The following is a 19,324-nucleotide window of genomic DNA, read 5'->3' on the forward strand; positions in this document are numbered from 1 at the left end:
TTTAAAAATCGTTTATTATCATATGAGCTACTCTCAAAGCTTCGGTGCCTTGCTCTAAGGTAACAATTGGAGTTGTGTTATTGTTAATGGCATTAGCAAAAGTTTCTAATTCATCTAAAATAGCATTATTAGCTTCAATTGTTGGGTTTTCAAAATAAATTTGTTTTTTTATACCTTCAGCATTTTGAAGAATCATGTCAAAATCTCCTGGGTTTTTAGGGGCGTCTTTCATTTTAACAACTTCTGTTGCTTTTTCAAAGAAATCAACCGCAATATAAGCATCGCGTTGGAAAAAACGTGATTTACGCATGTTTTTAAGTGAAATTCTACTAGCGGTAAGGTTAGCTACACAACCGTTTTCAAATTCTATTCGCGCATTGGCAATATCAGGAGTGTCACTAATAACTGAAACTCCACTTGCGTGTACATTTTTAACTTTTGAATTCACTACACTTAAAATAACATCAATGTCATGAATCATTAAATCTAATACAACAGGTACATCTGTTCCTCTAGGATTAAATTCAGCCAATCTATGTGTTTCAATAAACATAGGGTTTGCTATGGAGCTTTTTACCGCAGTAAATGCTGGATTAAATCGTTCTACATGACCAACTTGCCCTTTTACTTGGTGTTTATCAGCTAAAGTTATTAATGTTTCAGCTTCTTCAACAGTTTTAGTTATTGGTTTTTCAATAAAAATATGTTTCCCTTTTTCAATAGCTTTTTTAGCGCAATCAAAATGTGAAAGAGTAGGAGTTACAATATCAACAACATCAACAGCTTCAATTAACTCATCAATAGAGTTGAATTTAGTGTACCCAAATTCTTCAGCTACCTTTTGTGCATTTTCTTCAATAGGATCATAAAAACCTACTAATTCGTATTTATCGGATTGATTTAATAATTTTAAGTGAATTTTGCCAAGATGACCGGCTCCTAAAACTCCTGCTTTTAGCATCATAAGATTGTTTATTTTTATGTAAGCAAAAATAACAATCTTTGCGCATTTATTCCTATTTTTAGCAACTCAAATTTAAATTATTAGTGAAAGATACGCATAAACATCAAGGTCTTAGAAATCAATTAGTAAAAACAATTACAAAGAAGGGTATTAGTGATAAAAATGTTTTGAATGCTATTGCTAATGTGCCTCGACATTTATTTATGGATTCTGGTTTTGTAGATTTTGCTTATCAAGATAAAGCGTTTCCTATTGCTGCAGAACAAACCATTTCTCAGCCTTATACCGTAGCTTTTCAAACCGAACTCTTAAAAATTAAACCTAACGATCAAATTTTAGAGATTGGAACAGGTTCTGGATATCAAACAGCAGTTTTAATAGAAATGGGAGTTAAAGTTTTTACCATTGAAAGACAATTGGAATTATTTAAAAAAACAAAATTATTTTTACCAAAATTAGGGTATAAACCTAAAAAAATAGTTTTTGGTGATGGTTATAAAGGAATGCCCGAATTTGCTCCTTTTGATGGAATTATTGTAACCGCTGGTGCCCCATTTGTTCCTAATCCTTTATTAGCACAACTTAAAATAGGTGCTAGGTTGGTAATACCTGTTGGAGATGAAGTGCAAATTATGACTCTTTTTATTAGAAAAAGTGAAAAAGATTTTGAAAAACACGAATTAGGTGAATTTAAATTTGTGCCTATGTTAAAAGAACGAAATTAAAATTCACCTTAAATAATTTATTTGAGAAGGTAAATGCTACTCAGCAAGTCTATGCCAATATTGTGTTCTTCCAATTAAGGCAAAACCAATATAACCTCTTACTTTTAATTTATTAGGTGTATCAAGTGTTATATAACATTTGTATTCTTTTCCAGTTTTTGGATCTAATATTTTTGCACCGTTCCATTCATCATCATCTTTTGAAAGTCCGTTTATGATTACCATGCCTTTAATAGGTTTATTTTTATTAGCACCTTTGCATTTATCACACACTTTATCTTCTTTTCCTTTTTCTAAAAGTTGAATAATTTTAGCATAGGCTTTGCCATCTTTTTGATAAATTTCTACTATTGATTTTTCATTACCAGTTTCATCATCAATGGTTTTCCATTTTCCAAAAATAGATTGTGAGTAAGTGTTTAAAACTCCAATAACTAATAAGTAAATACTAAGGGATATTATTTTTTTCATGGTTTAACTATTTTATTTTAAAATTGTATTAATCTGTTTTAGCATCAAATTGATAATCCCACTTTCCTTGAACTTTTAGAACTTGTTCAATAACATCTCTCACACAACCATTACCTCCTTTTTTTTGAGAAATATATAAAGAAATATCCTGAATTTCAGGAACAGCATCTTTAGGACAACAAGGTAAGCCTACTTCTTTCATTACAGGGAAATCAGGAATATCATCACCCATATACAATACATTTTCAATTTTTATATTTTTCTTTTTTAAATAATCGTTTAATTGAATAGTTTTATTGTGTGTTCCTAAATAGATGTCTTTGATTCCTAAACCTTCTAATCTAGATCGAACACCTTCGTTACTCCCTCCAGAAATAATACAAATATTATACCCTAAATTAATAGCAGTTTTTAATGCATAACCATCTTTAACAGACATGTTTCTAATAAGTTCTCCATTTGTAGTAATTGTAATAATTCCATTGGTTAAAACACCATCTACATCAAATATAAAGGTGTTTATTTGTGGCATTAGTTCTTTATAACTTTTCTCCATAAGTATTGAAAATAGATTTTGTGAGCAATGTATAAATTTCTTGCTGATTTTGGGTTAACATTGCTTGATGTTTTTTAAGAGTTTTAGTATCGTTTCTTTTTGCAGGTCCTGTTTGTGCTTCTAAAGGAGTTAATGTTTCTATTTTAGCTGCTGTTTCTTTAATAATTGGCCATAAAATTTCAAATGGAACTTTATTTTTTTTACAAATTTCATTTCCTATATGATATAAATGATTTACAAAATTATTGACAAAAACCGCTGCTACATGGATACTTTTTCTTTGGTTTGAATTTATTTTATAACAATGATTTGATATTGATTTAGCTAATTTTTCTAACAATTCTTCATCTTTTTTCAAAGTAGCTTCATAACAAATAGGGATTTCTTTAAAATTTACAGCTCGTTCTTTTGAAAAAGATTGAAGCAAGTAAAAGACACCTTTATTTGCCTGACATTTTAGTTCATCAATACCAATGCCTCCTGAAGTATGAACAACAAGTTTATTTTTAAAATTTAGTTTTTTAGAGATGGTTTCTATACAATTATCTGAAATACAAATAATGTAAATATCAGCTTCTTTAAGTTGATTTAATGAATTGGTAATTAAAGTGAATTTCTCTAAATATTTTATATGGTTAAGTGTTCTGTTATAAACTTGAACCAGTTCAATATTTTTTGTTTTCAACAAAATATTTGTTAAATGATATGCTACATTGCCTCCGCCAAGTATACAAACTTTTATCATATTGCGAAGATACTTTATATGAAGTATAAAAAAAATTCCACCTTTTAAAAAGATGGAATTTTAATGTTAACCAATTTATTTAATTTAAATTATTTTTCACTTTTAATTGCAGCTTGTGCAGAAGCAATACGAGCAATCGGCACTCTAAAAGGAGAACAACTTACATAATTCATACCTGTTTTATAACAGAATTCTACTGAACTTGGTTCGCCTCCGTGTTCGCCACAAATACCAACTTTTAATTCTTTTTTTGTACTTCTACCTTTTTCAGTACCCATTTTAACTAATTGACCAACACCTTCTTGATCTAATACTTCAAAAGGATCAACTTTTAAAATTCCTTTTTCAATATAAATAGGTAAGAATTTACCAGCATCGTCACGAGAGTATCCAAAAGCCATTTGAGTTAAATCGTTTGTTCCAAAAGAGAAGAATTCAGCTTTTTGAGCAATTAAATCAGCTGTTAGAGCAGCTCTAGGAATTTCAATCATAGTACCTACTAAATACTCAATAGTATCGTTGTATTCTTCAAAAACAGTATTAGCAGTATCTCTAATGATTTTTTCTTGACTTTCAAATTCAGCTAATGTACCAATTAATGGAATCATAATTTCAGGTTTAGCAACAATACCTTTAGCTTTTAAATTTAAGGCAGCTTCAATAATAGCTCTAGCTTGCATTTCAGTAATTTCAGGATATGTAATTCCTAATCTACAACCTCTATGACCAAGCATTGGATTAAATTCTTCTAATTCAGAAACTTTATTTTTAACAGCTTCTAAAGAAATATGCATTTCATCAGCTAAATCTTTTTGAGTTGCTAATTGATGAGGTACAAACTCATGTAATGGTGGGTCTAGTAAACGAACGGTTACAGGTAGCCCTTCCATAGCTTCAAAAATACCTTCAAAATCTTCACGTTGCATAGGTAATAATTCCTTTAAAGCCTCTTTACGACCTTTAACAGTATCTGCTAAAATCATTTCACGCATTGCTTTGATACGGTCAACTTCAAAGAACATATGTTCGGTTCTTGTTAAACCAATTCCTTGAGCTCCAAAATTACGTGCAACTTTAGCATCTTTTGGGGTATCAGCATTTGTTCTAACTTGCATAGTAGCATACTTGTCAGATAAATTCATAATTTCAGCAAATTCACCACTTAATTCAGGCTCAATAGTTGCAACTTTTCCTTCAATAATATTTCCAGTAGAACCGTTTAATGAAATCCAGTCACCTTCATGATATTCGTGACCATCTACTTTAAGTATACGATTTTTATAATCAATTTTTAAAGCACCTGCTCCAGATACACAACATTTACCCATTCCACGAGCAACTACAGCTGCGTGAGATGTCATACCGCCGCGTGCAGTTAAAATACCTTTTGCAATGTTCATTCCTTCTAAATCTTCAGGAGAAGTTTCAATACGTACTAAAATACTGTTTTTGTATTTTGCAGCTTCATCTGCGAAGAAAACAATTTTACCAGTTGCAGCACCTGGAGATGCAGGTAAACCTTGTGCTATTACATTGGCAGCTTTTAACGCTTTAGGGTCAAAAATTGGGTGTAATAATTCATCTAGTTTGTTTGGTTCAATACGAAGTAAGGCTTCTTTTTCATCAATTAAACCTTCTTTTAGCATATCTATTGCAATTTTAACCATTGCAGCACCAGTACGTTTACCATTTCTAGTTTGTAAAATCCAAAGTTTACCATCTTGCATAGTAAACTCCATATCTTGCATGTCAGAATAATGTTTTTCTAGTTTTTCTTGGTATTCGTTTAATTCTTTATAAATAGAAGGCATCAATTCTTCTAAAGAAGGATAATTTGTTACTCTATCTTCTTCTTCAACTTTTGCTAATTCAGCCCAACGTAACGAACCAGTTTTTGTAATTTGTTGAGGAGTTCTAGTACCTGCTACAACATCTTCACCTTGTGCATTAATTAAATATTCTCCGTTAAAAATATTTTCACCAGTACCAGCATCACGTGTAAAGCAAACACCTGTTCCTGAGTTTTCACCCATGTTTCCATACACCATTGCTTGTACGTTAACTGCTGTACCCCAATCTGCTGGATATCCGTGCATATTTCTATAATAAACTGCTCTATCACCATTCCAACTATTAAATACAGCTACTACTGCTCCCCAAAGTTGATCCCAAGGATTTGAAGGGAAATCATGTCCTGTACGTTTTTTAACAGCATCTTTGAAGTCGTACACTAAGTCTTTTAAATCTTGAATTGTAAATTCAGTATCTAATTCAATACCTCTTTTATCTTTCAAGTGCTCCATAATTTCTTCAAAAGGATCGATGTCTTCTTTTGATTCTGGTTTCATCCCTAAAACAACATCTCCGTACATTTGTACAAATCGTCTATATGAATCCCAAGCAAAACGTTCGTTGTTAGTTTTCTTTGCTAAACCAATTACAACTTCATCATTTAATCCTAAATTTAATACGGTATCCATCATACCAGGCATAGAAACTCTTGCTCCAGAACGAACAGAAACTAATAATGGGTTGTCTTTGTCACCAAATTTAGCTCCCATTATATTTTCAATATTTTCAATTGATTTTTCAACTTCAGGTTTAATCATTTCTACAACAGTGTCTTTTCCAAGCAAGTTATATTCAGTACAAACCTCTGTAGTAATTGTAAAACCAGGAGGAACTGGAATTCCAATTAAACTCATTTCTGCTAAGTTTGCCCCTTTTCCACCTAAAAGGTTCTTCATTTGACTATTTCCATCTGCGGTTTTATTTCCGAACTTGTAAACTCTTGTTTTGACTTCTTGTAGCGTCTCCATCTTTTATTTATATTTATGTTAATCTTTATATTTAAGATCACAAATTTACGGAGAGGGATTTAAGATTATTATGACTTATGTCATTGAATTTTATGTTATTATTGTAAAGTAATTTATGTTACTTTGAAGGAGTGATAAAAAAAGAGCGTTTTTACAACGCTCTTTGTATTTAATTGATATTATTGTTGTTAGAAATTAGTATTCAGTAATTCACCAGATAATTGTAGCATGATTAATTCTGCATTTTTGGCATCAAATTTAGCTTGATTTAAGTTTGATTGTGCATTTAGTAAATTTACTTGCGCTTGTCTAAATTCAATCGAAGTAACTTGCCCTAATTTAAATTGTTCTTCTGTTCTTGAAAAATTTAACATATTGGTTTCAACATTTTTTTCTTCAGCTTTTAAAATAAATAAAGCATTTTTATATACTTCAAAAGCATTGGTAACATTGCGTTCTAACTCGTTAGACAATTGCGTTTTTTGAACTTGTAAATTATCAGCAATAATTTTGGCATTTTGGACTTTAGTTTTGGTGTTTCCACCATCAAAAATATTCCAATTTAAACTAAGTCCTGCGTTTAGACCTTTTGATAATTGCTCTGCATAATTAAAAGTAGCATCGTTATCAGATTTATTGAATCCGTAAGAGCTATTTAAGTTGAGGGTAGGAAACCAATTAGATTTGTTAATTTTTATATCTAAATCACTTAATAAAATACTTTTAGATAGTTTTTGAATTTCAATATTGTATACTTTTGCTTTTTCTAATAAAGAGTTTAATTGATAAAACTGTTCAAACTTTACATTGGTATCAACATTAAAATTGGTTGAAACCTCTCTACCTAATAATAAATTTAAATCTCTTTTAGAGTTAGCTAAAATTCTTTGAGTATTGATGTATCTAATGCTATCATTATTTACATCAACTTCAGCATTCAGCATTTGAAGTTTTGTGTTTTGTCCATAATCAAAGCCATATTTTGTTCTAGTCAAACGCTGTTTTGAAATATTTAAAGATTCTAAATATATTTTACTATTCTCAGTTAAATTAGCAATTTCAAAATATTTACTAAAAATTTGCAATAATGAATTTTCAATAATTGCTTTAGCTTCTAGTTCAGATAAATTATAGGTTTCTTTTAATTTTTTATAGTTGTAAGTACGGCCTAACCCATCAAATAATGTATAATTCAATCCAATAGAAGCATTATAAACTTTAGATTCAACATCATTTACCGTTGTTTTTTCTCCATTTTGAAGCGTAAATTCGTTGGTGTCATTATTATAATTTGCTCCAGCATTAGCAGTTATTTTAGGTAAATAATCACTGTTATAAATACTTGCATTATTTTTAGCAATTTTCATGTTATTTTTAGCAATTAAAATTCCATAATTATACTCTAATGCAATATTAATTGCAGCTTCTTTTGAGAGAATTTCTTGTCCGTAATTTGCAGATATGCAACAGCTAAAAAATAATATGATAAGCTTGTTAATATGTTTCATCTTCTTCATTTTTTAATTCAATAATTGCTCTTTCTACTTCTTCTTTTGTAACTTCTTTTCCAGTACTTAACCATTTGATGAAAACTTTAATTGAGTTGGAAACGGATAGGAGTAAAGGTAGCATTACAAGTGTTAAAACCGTAGCAATAGCTATTCCATAAGAGATAGAAATGGCCATGGGTTTTAAAAATTGTGCTTGTCTGCTTTTTTCTAACAATAGTGGAGCTAAACCGGCAATAGTTGTTAAAGAAGTTAACAAAATAGCTCTAAATCTTGAAATACCTGCGTTGATAAGTGCTTCGTCAAATTTCAAACCTTGTTTTAAATATCCATTAAATTTTTCTATAAGTACCAACCCATCATTAACCATTATTCCAACTAATGCTATAATACCCAGCCATGATAGAATGTTTATTGGAAACCCATGGAAAAAATGTCCCCAAACCACTCCAATTAAGCTAAAAGGAATTAATAATATTAGAAGAATTGGTTGTTCATAAGATCTAAATGTAAATGCAATAACTATGTAAATAAGTCCTAAAATTATTAAACCTACCTTATTAAATGAAGTAATAGTTTTATTTGCTTGTCTATTTTGTCCTTCGTAAGCAGCACTCACAGTAGGGTATTTTGATGAAATTTGCGGCATAATAGTTGTCTTAATTTCATTTAAAATATCTGTTGCACTTTCACCTGGAGTTTTCATATCGGCAGTAACTTGAATTTCTCGTTTACTACTTAAGTGGTTAATGGCAACATCACCTCGTTCAATTTCATAAGTAGCAATTTCAGAAAAAGGTACACGTTGATTGTTAGGTGTAGTAATCCACATATCATCTAAATTTTTTATAGAAGATCTGTCCTCTTTTTTATATCGAACCCATACTTTTATTTCATCTTGTCCACGTTGAAAACGTTGAGTTTGTAATCCAAAGAACCCATAGCGAACTTGGCTCATAACCATTTGAAGGTTTAATCCTAATAAATATGCATTTTCTTTAAGTTTTATTCGCACTTCTTTTATCCCTGCTGGGTCATTGTCAGAAATATCTTTAAGCAATGGATTTTTACTTAAAACCTCTTTTAATTCAATTTTAGCAGCCTTTAACTCATTGATATTATTGCCTAATAAAGAAACAGCAATAGGACTTCCCCCAAAGTTACCACCAGAACCAAATGTTAAACTTTCAACACCATATACTTTACCAACTTTATCTCTAATAGCATTGGTAATTTCTGGAGAGGAGAAATCTCTAGCTTCACCAGGAAGTAAGTTTATAGTCAAGCTTCCATTGGCTGATCCAGGACCAATTCTTTTTATGATATTTTGAATAACAGGTTCATTGCCTGTTTGTTTTTTGGTAAATTCTTCATTTACTTGCCAAGCTACTTTTTCAATTTCAGATATGATAGAGTCAGTTATCATTTCATTGGTACCTTGTAGCATTTTTAAATTAATGGAAACTCGATCACTTGCAATAGAAGGGAAAAAAGATGTTTTAACAATTCCACCACCTAAACCTCCAATGCTAAAGATTAATAAGGCTAACGGAATTGCAAAACCTAAAGCTCTATTTTTTAAAAAGAATTTTAAATAAGGAGCATACCAATTATCTCTTATATAAAAGAGTATTTTTTCAGCTTTTTGGTTAACGTTAAAAAAGAAGGTGTTTAACTTGTTTCTTTTCTTTTCCTTTTTTTCTAACGCTTTTGAATGTGCAATATGAGCAGGTAAAATGATTAAGGCTTCAATTAGTGAAACTCCAAGAGTTAACATTACAACTAATGAAACTTCACTAAAAAACATTCCAATTCTACCATCTAAAAAGAAAAAAGTAGAGAATGCAATTATTGTAGTTAAAATGGCTGAAACAATAGGAGGAATTACTTCTAAAGTACCATCTACTGCTGCTTGAATTGGAGATTTTCCTTTCTCGTAATGATGGTATATATTTTCACCAATTACAATTCCATCATCTACCAAAATACCAATAACTATGATCATCCCAAAAAGCGATAATACATTAATGGTTACCCCTAAATTTGCAGCAAAAATAAACATTCCAAAAAATGCTATTGGTAAACCTGCAGCTACCCAAAAAGCCAAACGAACATTTAAAAATAATGCTAAAAAAAACAATACTAAACCAATACCCATAATAGCATTTTTAACCAATAGTTCTGTACGTTGGTTTAAGGTTATAGAAGCATCACTCGAAATGTTTATTTGAATACTTTCATTTTGCTCATTAAAGGTTTTAATATAATCTTTAATTTTATCTGCTGTAGATATTAAATCTTCACTATTAGTATTGCTAACGGTTATGTTGATAGATTTTTGACCATTATAAAATATTCTATCTGGATTTTCAGACCAAGTATCGGTAACATCAGCAATATCTCTTAACCTAATAATGTTTCCTGTTGGTTCGGCTTTAACAACTAAATTTACCAGTTCGTTACCATAGTAATTTTTATTTCTAGCCCTTATTAAGTAATCTTCATCGTTTGTTTTAATATTTCCGCCAGAGATTAATAGGTTTGATTTACTGACGGCATTGGCAACTTCTGAAAAAGATAAATTATAGGCTCTTAAATCATTTTCACGTACAGCAATTTCAATTTCTTGCGCTGGAAAGCCTGAAAGACTGACTTGAGAAATACCTTCTATATTTCTTAAATCATTTTCAATATCACGTGCATATTGTTTTAAGGTAGCTAAAGGAATATCATCACCACTTACTATAAAGCTTATAGTAGGTCTAATATTTTCAATTTTTGCTATAATTGGAGGTTCCATACCAGAAGGGAATGAAGGAACTCTATCTACAGCATTTTTTACATCAGATAAAACAACATCAATATTTTTTCCTTTAATAATTTCAACATTAATTGTTGCAGAATTTTCTCTAGAAACTGAAGTAACCCTATCAACTCCAATAATGCCTTTTAAGTTATCTTCAATTTTTAGAACAATTCCTTCTTCCATTTCTTGTGGAGAAGCTCCAGGGTAGGCTAAATTAATTGAAATGTTTTGAGAATCAGTCAATGGGAAAAATGAAGATTTCATAGATAATGCCCCAACTAACCCAAAAGCTACAAAAGCAATTATAAAAATATTAACCGCAACAGGAAATTTAATAAAATAAGTAATTATCTTTCTCATTAGTCCTGTGTATTTTCGTTAAAAACTTTAATTGGCATTCCTACATGAGAACCAGGTACAGGTTTGGCTAATAGTTGAGTTCCATTTTTTAAACCTTTAATTACTACAGTGTTTTTATTTTCATAAATTAAATTTATAGAAATTAAATCTAATACAGAATCTTTTACAATATATAATTTAGAATTTTCAACTAGTAAATTACGTGAAACTTCAAATGCATTTTCTTCGTTTTTTGCCTCTAATGCTACTTCTAAATATTGTCCTTCTTTCAATTGTTCACCACTTACTTCAATAAAAGCTTTAATGGTTTGTGTAGCTGTATCTACTTTTCCATTAATTCTAACAACTTTTCCTGTCCAAGAAGCTGTTTTTTCTAAGTTGTATAGTTTTACAGGTTTTCCAATTTGAAGTAAATTTTTATATTCAGATTTTACAGAAACACTCATTTCATAAACTGTAGGATTGATGTACTCTCCTAATTTTTGTCCAGGTCTAATTAAACTACCAGGGGTAACTAATGCTTCAGTTAAAATTCCTGAAAAAGGAGCTTTTAAATTGTACTTATTTAATTTTACCTCTAAGTTTTTAACATTGTAGTAATTTGTTAAAATACCTCTACCAGAAATGAAGAATTTTTCTTTTTCAGAAACAGTTTCAGGTAGTTTTTCAAGAGGTTTTTGAATGTCAAATTTTTGTAAATAAGATTGCCATTTACCATATTCATTAGGGAAATCCAATCTAATGTCTGGCATTATGGCTGTTAGAGCATTGTAGAAATTACTTTTTTGAGCTTGTAAATTGGCATAAAATTCATCACTATTAATTTTTAAAATAGTTTCTCCTTTTTTAAAAGTTGTACCAGGTTTAAATTCTTTTGAAGTAATAACTAAAACACCTTGAACTTCAGAAAATAATTCAATTTTATTTTTAGCAATTAAATTACCATTGGTAGAAATAATGATAGGAATATTTGTATTTGTTACCGTTTCTACAAATACTGTTTTTATATTTTTTTCTACTTTAGCTTTAGGTTTTTGTTTATTGTCTATAAGATATTTAGCTAAAAAAATAGCACCTGTTAAAAGAAGTAGAGCTAATATGATTGATACCGTTTTTCTCATTTTTTAAATTTGATTAGTAATTGACTATAAAGATTGATTTTTTATGTTGTTTTGAATTTGATTAGTAATTTTTATAAAGGTTTCCATTTCTTGATTTGAGATTCCTTTTTGAAAGATGTTCATTATTTGAAACATAATTGGCTTCATTTTTAAAAATAATTTTTCACCTTTTGCAGTTATTAGTATTAATTTTTTTCGAGCATCTTTTTTTGAAGTTAAACGCTCAACTAATTGATTTTTTTCCATTACGTTAATTAATCTTGTTAACGTAGTTTTATTTCTATTGGTGATAAATGCAAGCTCATTTTGACAAATACTCTTATTTTGTTCAATTAAAATTTTTAAAACTATCCATTGCTCTTTAGTAACTTGAATATCATTCTTTAAAAATTGATCACAAATAAAAATGCTCATCATTTTATAGGTTTTACCTATGCTAGGACCTACAGTTTTATTGAAATCTGCTTTTTCAAAGTCTTTTTGCATTGTATAAATTTTATTGCAAATATAGTTTTATCAATTTTAGTTGTATATGCAACTATGTTAAAAAAATGAAAATAATAAAAAAAATCACTCCATGGAGTGATTTTTGAATGTAAAAATTTAAAAAACTATTTATTTAGTCTTCATTTACACTACTTGCATATAAACTTTTTGTTTTTGTAGTATTATTTGAAAATTCAAAGGTCGTTAAGTTTGGTAACTCAGAAATACTTTTATCAATACTTCCTATAAATCGGTTATCATTTAAAAGTAAAGTTTCTAAGTTTAAAAGTTTATTAAGTTCTAATGGTATCTCTCCTTCAAATGAGTTATTTGCTAATGTTAATTCTTCTAATTTTTCTAAAGCTCCAATTTCAGAAGGGATAAAACCAAACATCGCATTGTCAAATAAGCTTAGTGTATTTAAACTTGACATATTTTTAATTTTTGGAGATAACATACCTGTTATACGGTTACTACTAATATGTAAAGTTTCGAGATTGGCTAATTTATAAATTGATTCAGGTAAATTTCCGCTAATTAAATTATTAAATAATATTAGTTTTTTAAGATTAGTTAAATTGCCAATATTTGAAGGAATATTACCTTCTAATTGATTCATAAATAATTCTATAGATACCAAGCTTTTAATTGAAGTAATTTCAGAAGGGATAATACCACTAATTTTATTAAAACCTAAATTTAATTTTTTTAAAGAAGTTAAGTTTTGTATGGTATTAGGGATTGTACCAACTAAATTATTCATACTTAAATTAAGAGCTGTTACAGTGTTATTTTCAATAGTTACACCATGCCAATTATTAATATCACTTTCTAAATCCCAAACAGAATTCCAATCTTTTCCATTTGTTGATTCATACAAATCAATTAAAGCTGATTTTTCTAAATCGGAAATTTGAGAGAAAGTATTAGGAGCAATAGCTAACAAAAAAACGATTATTAGGGTTAATTTTTTCATTGTTTTTGGGGATTTAGGGGTTTGTATTTCTTAAATCTTAAAGTAAATGTAATTTATTTTTTACAATTTACCAAATATTTAATACCATTTATTGTAAAAAGCATACCATTTATTGTATTTAAAAGGTTTGTTTATTAAAAATTAAAATGCGTTTTTCAATATTAATGTTTCCACAAATTGCGTATAATATTTATTATATATTTGTGTTTGTAAATAAGAAGAATATTTTATGAAATTAGATATTTTAGCCATTGGAGCACATCCAGATGATGTTGAATTAGGCTGTGGAGGAACCATTGCAAAAGAAATTTCGTTAGGAAAAAAAGTTGGAATTTTAGATTTAACAAGAGGAGAATTAGGAACTAGAGGCTCAGCTGAAATTAGAGATACAGAAGCTTCAAACGCAGCTAAAATTTTAGGTGTTTCAATTAGAGAAAATTTAGGATTTGCTGATGGATTTTTTTCCAATGATAAAAAACATCAACTTGCAATTATTGAAATAATAAGAAAATATCAGCCTGAAATTGTGTTATGTAATGCCATAGATGATAGGCATATAGATCACTCTAAAGGAAGTAAGTTGGTTTCTGACGCTTGTTTTTTATCAGGTTTGGTTAAAATAGAAACTCAATTGAACGGCAAAATGCAACCAGCTTGGAGGCCGAAACAAGTATATCATTATATTCAATGGAAAAATATAGAACCAGATTTTGTGGTAGATATAACTGGATTTATTGATGCTAAAATAGAAGCGGTTAAGGCATATAGTTCACAATTTTATAATCCAAACAGTAAAGAGCCAAGTTCTCCAATTTCAAGTAAAAATTTTATTGATAGTGTTACTTATAGAGCCCAAGATTTGGGAAGGTTGGTTGGAACTGAATTTGCAGAAGGTTTTAATTCAGAACGTTACGTTGCCGTAAAATCTTTAGAAAATTTATTCTAAAAAAATGTTTGTAAAAAAAGAGAAATGTTTTACATTTGCAACCTCTAATAAATGGTGGTTGTAGCTCAGCTGGTTAGAGCGCCGGATTGTGGTTCCGGAGGTCGCCGGTTCGAACCCGGTCTTCCACCCAAAATAAAAGGTCTGTTTTTACAGACCTTTTTTTGTTTTATAAAATTGATTAATAGAGTTTTAATGAATGTTAAAGTTTATGAAATATGAAATCATAATTAGTGATTTTTTAGCCAATTAACACAAAATATTGCGTAGTACTTTTTGTTTTAGAATTTAGGATTCTTTTAAGGTTTTTTTTAATTATAATTTAATAGCTTTACATTCTTAAAAATTAACGTATACACATGAAACAATTACTTTATATTTTCTCTTTTGTGTTAGCAACCACTGCAATAGCACAAAATACAACTTCTACAGAATTACAAAAACAAAAAATTAAACAAGCTTTAGCTTATGGAGATAAAATTATTGCTGCCGATGCTATGTATTCAATAGTTGCTATGGAAGGTCCTCAAAGTACGTATAAAGATAGTTTAGCTTACTTATATTTTAATGCTAGAAATTTTGTTTCTTGTTTTTTGGTAACAAATGATATTTTAAGTTATAAAGAAAATAATTTAGAGTTGTTAGAGATGAAAGCTGTCTCATTAGAGAACATGGGAGCTTTGGATAAAGCAAAAGAGACTTATGACAGTTTACTAACCAAAACCAATAATAACTTTCACGCATATAAAATAGCAGGGTTAGAGCTAGCACTTAACAAATTTGAAGAAGCCTTAGTTTCTATAAAAAAAGCAGATCAATTACCTGATGATGGTAAACTTTCTGTAACTTTTCAAGTAAATAAAAATTACAATCAAAATGTAAGTTTGAAAGCTGCCATAGCTTATTTAGAAGGGTTGACCTACTTAAATTTGAAAAAGGATAAAGAGGCTAAAGCTAGTTTTGAAAGAGCGGTACAACTTTTTCCTGAATTTGTTTTAGCTAAGAGCAAACTAACCACTTTAGAAGCTAAAACAACAAATTAAAATTTATAGTTTTTCAGCTAAATAGGGTGCTGTATAAGAATTTTTAATAGTGGCTAGTTCTTCAGGAGTACCTTGAAAAACTAAGGAACCACCATTTTTACCTCCTTCTTTACCCAAATCTATAATGTAATCAGCACATTTAATCAAATCTATATTGTGTTCAATTACAATTATAGAGTGCCCATTTTTGATCAATGCATTAAATGATTTTAATAACTTTTTAATGTCATGAAAATGTAAACCTGTTGTGGGTTCATCAAAAATGAATAGAGATTTAGATTGGCGAGTGCCTTTTACCAGAAAGGAAGCTAATTTTATTCGTTGAGCTTCACCTCCTGAAAGCGTAGAAGAAGATTGCCCTAAAGTAACATACCCTAAACCTACATCTTGTAAGGGTTTTAATTTTTTTACAATTTTAGTTTCTTTGTGTTCATTAAAAAAGCTGATAGCATCATCAATGGTACTGTTTAAAATATCATTGATAGATTTGTTATGAAATGTGACTTCTAAAATTTCTTTTTTAAACCTGTTTCCTTTACAAGTTTCACATTCTAAATGCACATCTGCCATAAATTGCATTTCAATGGTAACTTCACCTTCACCTTTGCAAACTTCACATCTTCCTCCATCAACATTAAATGAAAAATGTTTGGCTTGATAGTTTCTTATTTTGGATAATTTTTCTGAAGCAAATAAAGTTCTAATATCATCATAAGCTTTAATATAGGTTACTGGGTTAGATCGACTTGAACGTCCTATAGGATTTTGATTGATAAACTCAATATGCTCAATAGCTGAAATATCACCTTTAAGCTCTGTAAATTGTCCAACTTTTTCTCCATAACCTCCTATCTTTTTTTGAATTGCTGGGTAGAGAATTTTACTTACCAAAGTACTTTTTCCACTTCCCGAAACTCCAGTAACTACCGTTAAACTATTTAAAGGAAAAGTTACATCAATATTTTTTAAATTATGTTCTCGAGCTCCAATAACATCAATAGTTTTGGTTATTTTTCTTCTAACTTTTGGAACTTCAATTTTAAGTTGATGATTTAAATATTGAGCTGTTAAAGAACTACTTTTTAAGAGTTGTAGATAAGTGCCTTCTGCTACAATTTCACCTCCAAAAGTGCCAGCTTTGGGGCCAATATCAATTATTTGATCTGCAGCTTTCATAATATCTTCATCATGTTCAACAACAATCACGGTATTTCCTAAATCTCTTAAATCTTTTAAAACTTTGATCAAACGTTCGGTATCTTTTGGATGCAAACCAATACTAGGCTCATCTAAAATATACATTGAGCCTACTAAACTACTTCCTAATGAGGTAGCTAAGTTAATTCGTTGACTTTCTCCTCCAGAAAGCGTGTTTGAGGTTCTATTTAAGGTTAAATAATTTAAACCAACATCATTTAAAAATTGTAGACGATTGTTAATTTCAGTTAATAAACGTTTTCCAATTTTTTGTTCGTAAGGGTTTAATTGAATGTTTTTAAAAAAAATAATTAATTCATTTAAAGGCAAATCAACTAATTCACTAATATTTTTGTCATTAATTTTAACATTATTAGCTTCTTTACGTAAACGTTTTCCATTACAAGTAGTACACTTTGTTTTACCTCTATAACGAGAAAGCATGACTCTGTACTGAATTTTATAGCTTTTTTCTTCTAAATGATTAAAAAAATGGTGCAGTCCTTTGAAGGATTTGTTTCCATCCCATATCAATTGCTTTTGTTCTTCTGTAAGTTCAAACCAAGGCTTATGTATGGGAATGTCAAATTTGTAAGCGTTATTAATTAAAGCATCTTTATATTTTTTAAAAGAATCAGATTTCCAAGGCAAAATAGCATTTTCGTAGATAGATAACGAGGTGTTGGGAACTACCAAATCTTCATCTATTCCTATTACATTTCCATAACCTTCACAAGAAGGACAAGCTCCATAAGGATTGTTAAAGCTAAATAAATGGCTGTTAGGTTCTAAAAATTGAAGTCCGTCTAATTCAAATTTATTATTAAATAAGGTTTGTTTTTTGGTGGAATTATCTTCAATAATACATTCGCCTTTTCCTTCAAAAAATGCAGTTTGGATGGCGTCACCTAATCGATTGTAAAAATCTTCATTAGTATTAACAACAATACGATCTATTACTAAATAAAAATCGTGATCAATTTCAGTTGTAATATCTTCAATTCTTACAATTTTATTTTTATATTTTATTCTAGAATATCCTTGTTGCGCTAAAATTTTTAAAGTTTGTAAAACATTTCTTTCTTTTGGAATATGTACAGGAGATAAGAGTAGTAATTTGGTGTTTAGCTCAAGTGTTTTTACATAATTTATAACATCTGAAACGGTATGTTTTTTAACTTCATTTCCTGAAATAGGAGAGAATGTTTTCCCAATTCTGGCATACAATAATTTTAAGTAATCGTAAATTTCAGTAGAAGTACCTACTGTAGATCTTGGATTGGTTGAATTTACTTTTTGTTCAATGGCTATTGCTGGAGCTATTCCTTTTATATAATCTACTTTTGGTTTGTTTAATCTGCCTAAAAATTGACGTGCATAGGACGATAAACTTTCAACATATCTTCTTTGTCCTTCAGCAAATAAGGTGTCGAATGCTAAACTTGATTTTCCTGAACCTGAAAGCCCTGTAATTACTACTAATTTATTTCTAGGAATGGCAACATCAATATTTTTTAAATTATGAAGTTTTGCTCCTTTAATTAATATGTACTCTTTAGGATTTAGTGATGCTATGTTGTTTGTCATTTGAATTGAAAAAGTAAATGAACGCAAAGATAATTACATTTCCTTAAAACAGCAGTCTCTAAAATTGGGAATCTTAAAAAGATTGAATTAATATCTTTAAAGTTTGGTATTTTAAAAAAAATACTGCATATTTGATAATTAATTCGTAAACAAACGCCTATATAACACCTTTACTTTTTATAAATTAATAAATACAAATTTACACTAACCCCTATAAGTATTTAACTATGGAAAGTAAACTTATGGCTGATGGCGTTCTAGTCAGCAATTACATTAACGGTAACGAAAAATCTTTAGAAATCCTTATTGTTCGTCATAAACAACGAATATTTAGCTTTATATTATCCAAAGTTTTAGATAGAGATATTGCAGAAGATATTTTTCAGGACACTTTTATTAAAGTAATTAAAACTTTAAAACGAGGTGCTTACAACGAAGAAGGAAAATTTTTGCCTTGGGTAATGCGTATTGCTCATAATTTGGTAATTGATCATTTCAGAAGAAATAAAAGAATCCCAACATTTAATAATACAGATGAATTTGATATTTTTTCTGTAATAAGTGATGAAGTATTAAATGTAGAAAAACAATTGATAAAAAATCAAATTTTAAATGATGTTAGAGGGTTGATTGATGAATTACCTGACGATCAAAAGGAAGTATTACTTATGCGTATGTATAGAGATATGAGTTTTAAAGAAATAGCGGAAAATACCGATGTTAGTATTAATACAGCATTAGGTAGAATGCGCTATGCACTTATAAATTTAAGGAAGTTAATAGAAAAACATAATATTATTTTAGTCAATTAATACTAAACGTAAAATTTTATCGTTCATAGTTGTATATAAACCAATTATTTATGATGAAACTTTACTCAGAAAAGACTCCTGTAAAGGAGCAACCCAACCAAGAAATAATTCAATATTTACTTAACTACTCTAAGCAATTGAGAGTGGTAAAAACCAACAAAAACTATATTGAATTACATTTGAATTAATGTTCTTTAAACCCATT

16 protein-coding genes and 1 tRNA gene are annotated in these 19,324 nt (G+C 29.2%); 6 read left to right on the forward strand and 11 right to left on the reverse strand.

The features are described from left to right. Window position 1 precedes the first annotated feature (1 nt). Window positions 2–961: a Gfo/Idh/MocA family oxidoreductase gene (locus Q0714_RS00455; RefSeq protein ID WP_298262599.1), complete on the reverse strand. Its 960-nt coding sequence runs from the start codon at window positions 959–961 to the stop codon at window positions 2–4. Window positions 962–1,047: 86 nt separating this feature from the next. Here Q0714_RS00455 and Q0714_RS00460 point away from each other — a divergent pair, with 86 nt between their 5' ends. Then, window positions 1,048–1,689: a protein-L-isoaspartate(D-aspartate) O-methyltransferase gene (locus Q0714_RS00460; protein ID WP_298262324.1), complete on the forward strand. Its 642-nt coding sequence runs from the start codon at window positions 1,048–1,050 to the stop codon at window positions 1,687–1,689. Between the two features lie 36 nt (window positions 1,690–1,725). Here Q0714_RS00460 and Q0714_RS00465 read toward each other — a convergent pair whose 3' ends face one another. The 9 genes from Q0714_RS00465 to Q0714_RS00505 form a co-directional block, all read right to left on the reverse strand. After that, window positions 1,726–2,160: a DUF2147 domain-containing protein gene (locus Q0714_RS00465; protein WP_298262325.1), complete on the reverse strand. Its 435-nt coding sequence runs from the start codon at window positions 2,158–2,160 to the stop codon at window positions 1,726–1,728. Window positions 2,161–2,188: 28 nt separating this feature from the next. Next, window positions 2,189–2,716 carry an HAD family hydrolase gene (locus Q0714_RS00470; protein WP_298262326.1) on the reverse strand — a complete coding sequence of 176 codons (528 nt, stop codon included), beginning with the start codon at window positions 2,714–2,716 and terminating at the stop codon, window positions 2,189–2,191. Further along, window positions 2,700–3,461 (reverse strand): DUF2520 domain-containing protein, encoded by a 762-nt coding sequence (locus Q0714_RS00475; protein WP_298262327.1) that lies wholly within the window; start codon window positions 3,459–3,461, stop codon window positions 2,700–2,702. The genes Q0714_RS00470 and Q0714_RS00475 overlap by 17 nt, the downstream gene beginning before the upstream one ends. Before the next feature lie 89 nt (window positions 3,462–3,550). Beyond that, window positions 3,551–6,280 (reverse strand): pyruvate, phosphate dikinase, encoded by a 2,730-nt coding sequence (gene ppdK, locus Q0714_RS00480; protein ID WP_298262328.1) that lies wholly within the window; start codon window positions 6,278–6,280, stop codon window positions 3,551–3,553. A gap of 188 nt (window positions 6,281–6,468) precedes the next feature. After that, window positions 6,469–7,788 (reverse strand): TolC family protein, encoded by a 1,320-nt coding sequence (locus Q0714_RS00485; protein WP_298262329.1) that lies wholly within the window; start codon window positions 7,786–7,788, stop codon window positions 6,469–6,471. Further along, complete coding sequence (locus Q0714_RS00490; RefSeq protein ID WP_298262330.1) at window positions 7,775–10,954, reverse strand: efflux RND transporter permease subunit; 3,180 nt, start codon at window positions 10,952–10,954, stop codon at window positions 7,775–7,777. Before Q0714_RS00490 ends, Q0714_RS00485 begins: the two co-directional genes overlap by 14 nt. Continuing rightward, entirely contained in the window at window positions 10,954–12,075 is a 1,122-nt protein-coding gene (locus tag Q0714_RS00495) for an HlyD family efflux transporter periplasmic adaptor subunit (RefSeq protein ID WP_298262331.1), read from the reverse strand. The genes Q0714_RS00490 and Q0714_RS00495 overlap by 1 nt, the downstream gene beginning before the upstream one ends. Window positions 12,076–12,099: 24 nt before the next feature. After that, entirely contained in the window at window positions 12,100–12,561 is a 462-nt protein-coding gene (locus tag Q0714_RS00500; protein ID WP_298262332.1) for a MarR family winged helix-turn-helix transcriptional regulator, read from the reverse strand. A 133-nt stretch (window positions 12,562–12,694) separates the two neighbouring features. Then, window positions 12,695–13,537, reverse strand: a complete 843-nt coding sequence (locus Q0714_RS00505) for a Two component regulator three Y domain protein (protein ID WP_298262333.1) — start codon at window positions 13,535–13,537, stop codon at window positions 12,695–12,697. Between the two features lie 229 nt (window positions 13,538–13,766). Between Q0714_RS00505 and bshB1 the strand changes: the two genes are divergently transcribed. The 3 genes from bshB1 (at window position 13,767) to Q0714_RS00520 (ending at window position 15,523) form a co-directional block, all read left to right on the forward strand. Continuing rightward, on the forward strand, window positions 13,767–14,483 hold the full coding sequence (gene bshB1, locus Q0714_RS00510; protein WP_298262334.1) for a bacillithiol biosynthesis deacetylase BshB1: 717 nt from the start codon (window positions 13,767–13,769) through the stop codon (window positions 14,481–14,483). 53 nt (window positions 14,484–14,536) lie between these two features. Beyond that, window positions 14,537–14,612: transfer RNA gene (locus tag Q0714_RS00515), tRNA-His, on the forward strand. Window positions 14,613–14,839: 227 nt separating this feature from the next. Then, window positions 14,840–15,523: a tetratricopeptide repeat protein gene (locus Q0714_RS00520; protein WP_298262335.1), complete on the forward strand. Its 684-nt coding sequence runs from the start codon at window positions 14,840–14,842 to the stop codon at window positions 15,521–15,523. 3 nt (window positions 15,524–15,526) lie between these two features. On the opposite strand, the gene uvrA is transcribed toward Q0714_RS00520, so the two are convergent. After that, window positions 15,527–18,307, reverse strand: a complete 2,781-nt coding sequence (gene uvrA / locus Q0714_RS00525; protein ID WP_298262336.1) for an excinuclease ABC subunit UvrA — start codon at window positions 18,305–18,307, stop codon at window positions 15,527–15,529. 227 nt (window positions 18,308–18,534) lie between these two features. On the opposite strand from uvrA, the gene Q0714_RS00530 reads away from it, so the two are divergent. Together Q0714_RS00530 and Q0714_RS00535 are read left to right on the forward strand one after the other, a co-directional pair. Then, window positions 18,535–19,119, forward strand: coding sequence for a sigma-70 family RNA polymerase sigma factor (locus tag Q0714_RS00530; RefSeq protein ID WP_298262337.1), 585 nt, complete (start codon window positions 18,535–18,537; stop codon window positions 19,117–19,119). Window positions 19,120–19,169: 50 nt separating this feature from the next. Then, complete coding sequence (locus Q0714_RS00535; RefSeq protein WP_298262338.1) at window positions 19,170–19,307, forward strand: hypothetical protein; 138 nt, start codon at window positions 19,170–19,172, stop codon at window positions 19,305–19,307. Window positions 19,308–19,324 lie beyond the last annotated feature (17 nt).

The sequence above is a fragment of the uncultured Lutibacter sp. genome, from assembly GCF_947493565.1.
Taxonomy (GTDB): domain Bacteria; phylum Bacteroidota; class Bacteroidia; order Flavobacteriales; family Flavobacteriaceae; genus Lutibacter; species Lutibacter aestuarii.

What these genes read in the sequence shown, in the direction of transcription:
- Q0714_RS00455 (WP_298262599.1), bottom strand. Translation starts at nt 961, where the DNA reads ATGCTAAAAGCAGGAGTTTTAGGAGCCGGTCATCTTGGCAAAATTCAC.
- Q0714_RS00465 (WP_298262325.1), bottom strand. Translation starts at nt 2,160, where the DNA reads ATGAAAAAAATAATATCCCTTAGTATTTACTTATTAGTTATTGGAGTT.
- Q0714_RS00470 (WP_298262326.1), bottom strand. Translation starts at nt 2,716, where the DNA reads ATGGAGAAAAGTTATAAAGAACTAATGCCACAAATAAACACCTTTATA.
- Q0714_RS00475 (WP_298262327.1), bottom strand. Translation starts at nt 3,461, where the DNA reads ATGATAAAAGTTTGTATACTTGGCGGAGGCAATGTAGCATATCATTTA.
- ppdK (WP_298262328.1), bottom strand. Translation starts at nt 6,280, where the DNA reads ATGGAGACGCTACAAGAAGTCAAAACAAGAGTTTACAAGTTCGGAAAT.
- Q0714_RS00485 (WP_298262329.1), bottom strand. Translation starts at nt 7,788, where the DNA reads ATGAAACATATTAACAAGCTTATCATATTATTTTTTAGCTGTTGCATA.
- Q0714_RS00490 (WP_298262330.1), bottom strand. Translation starts at nt 10,954, where the DNA reads ATGAGAAAGATAATTACTTATTTTATTAAATTTCCTGTTGCGGTTAAT.
- Q0714_RS00495 (WP_298262331.1), bottom strand. Translation starts at nt 12,075, where the DNA reads ATGAGAAAAACGGTATCAATCATATTAGCTCTACTTCTTTTAACAGGT.
- Q0714_RS00500 (WP_298262332.1), bottom strand. Translation starts at nt 12,561, where the DNA reads ATGCAAAAAGACTTTGAAAAAGCAGATTTCAATAAAACTGTAGGTCCT.
- Q0714_RS00505 (WP_298262333.1), bottom strand. Translation starts at nt 13,537, where the DNA reads ATGAAAAAATTAACCCTAATAATCGTTTTTTTGTTAGCTATTGCTCCT.
- bshB1 (WP_298262334.1), top strand. Translation starts at nt 13,767, where the DNA reads ATGAAATTAGATATTTTAGCCATTGGAGCACATCCAGATGATGTTGAA.
- Q0714_RS00520 (WP_298262335.1), top strand. Translation starts at nt 14,840, where the DNA reads ATGAAACAATTACTTTATATTTTCTCTTTTGTGTTAGCAACCACTGCA.
- uvrA (WP_298262336.1), bottom strand. Translation starts at nt 18,307, where the DNA reads ATGACAAACAACATAGCATCACTAAATCCTAAAGAGTACATATTAATT.
- Q0714_RS00530 (WP_298262337.1), top strand. Translation starts at nt 18,535, where the DNA reads ATGGAAAGTAAACTTATGGCTGATGGCGTTCTAGTCAGCAATTACATT.
- Q0714_RS00535 (WP_298262338.1), top strand. Translation starts at nt 19,170, where the DNA reads ATGATGAAACTTTACTCAGAAAAGACTCCTGTAAAGGAGCAACCCAAC.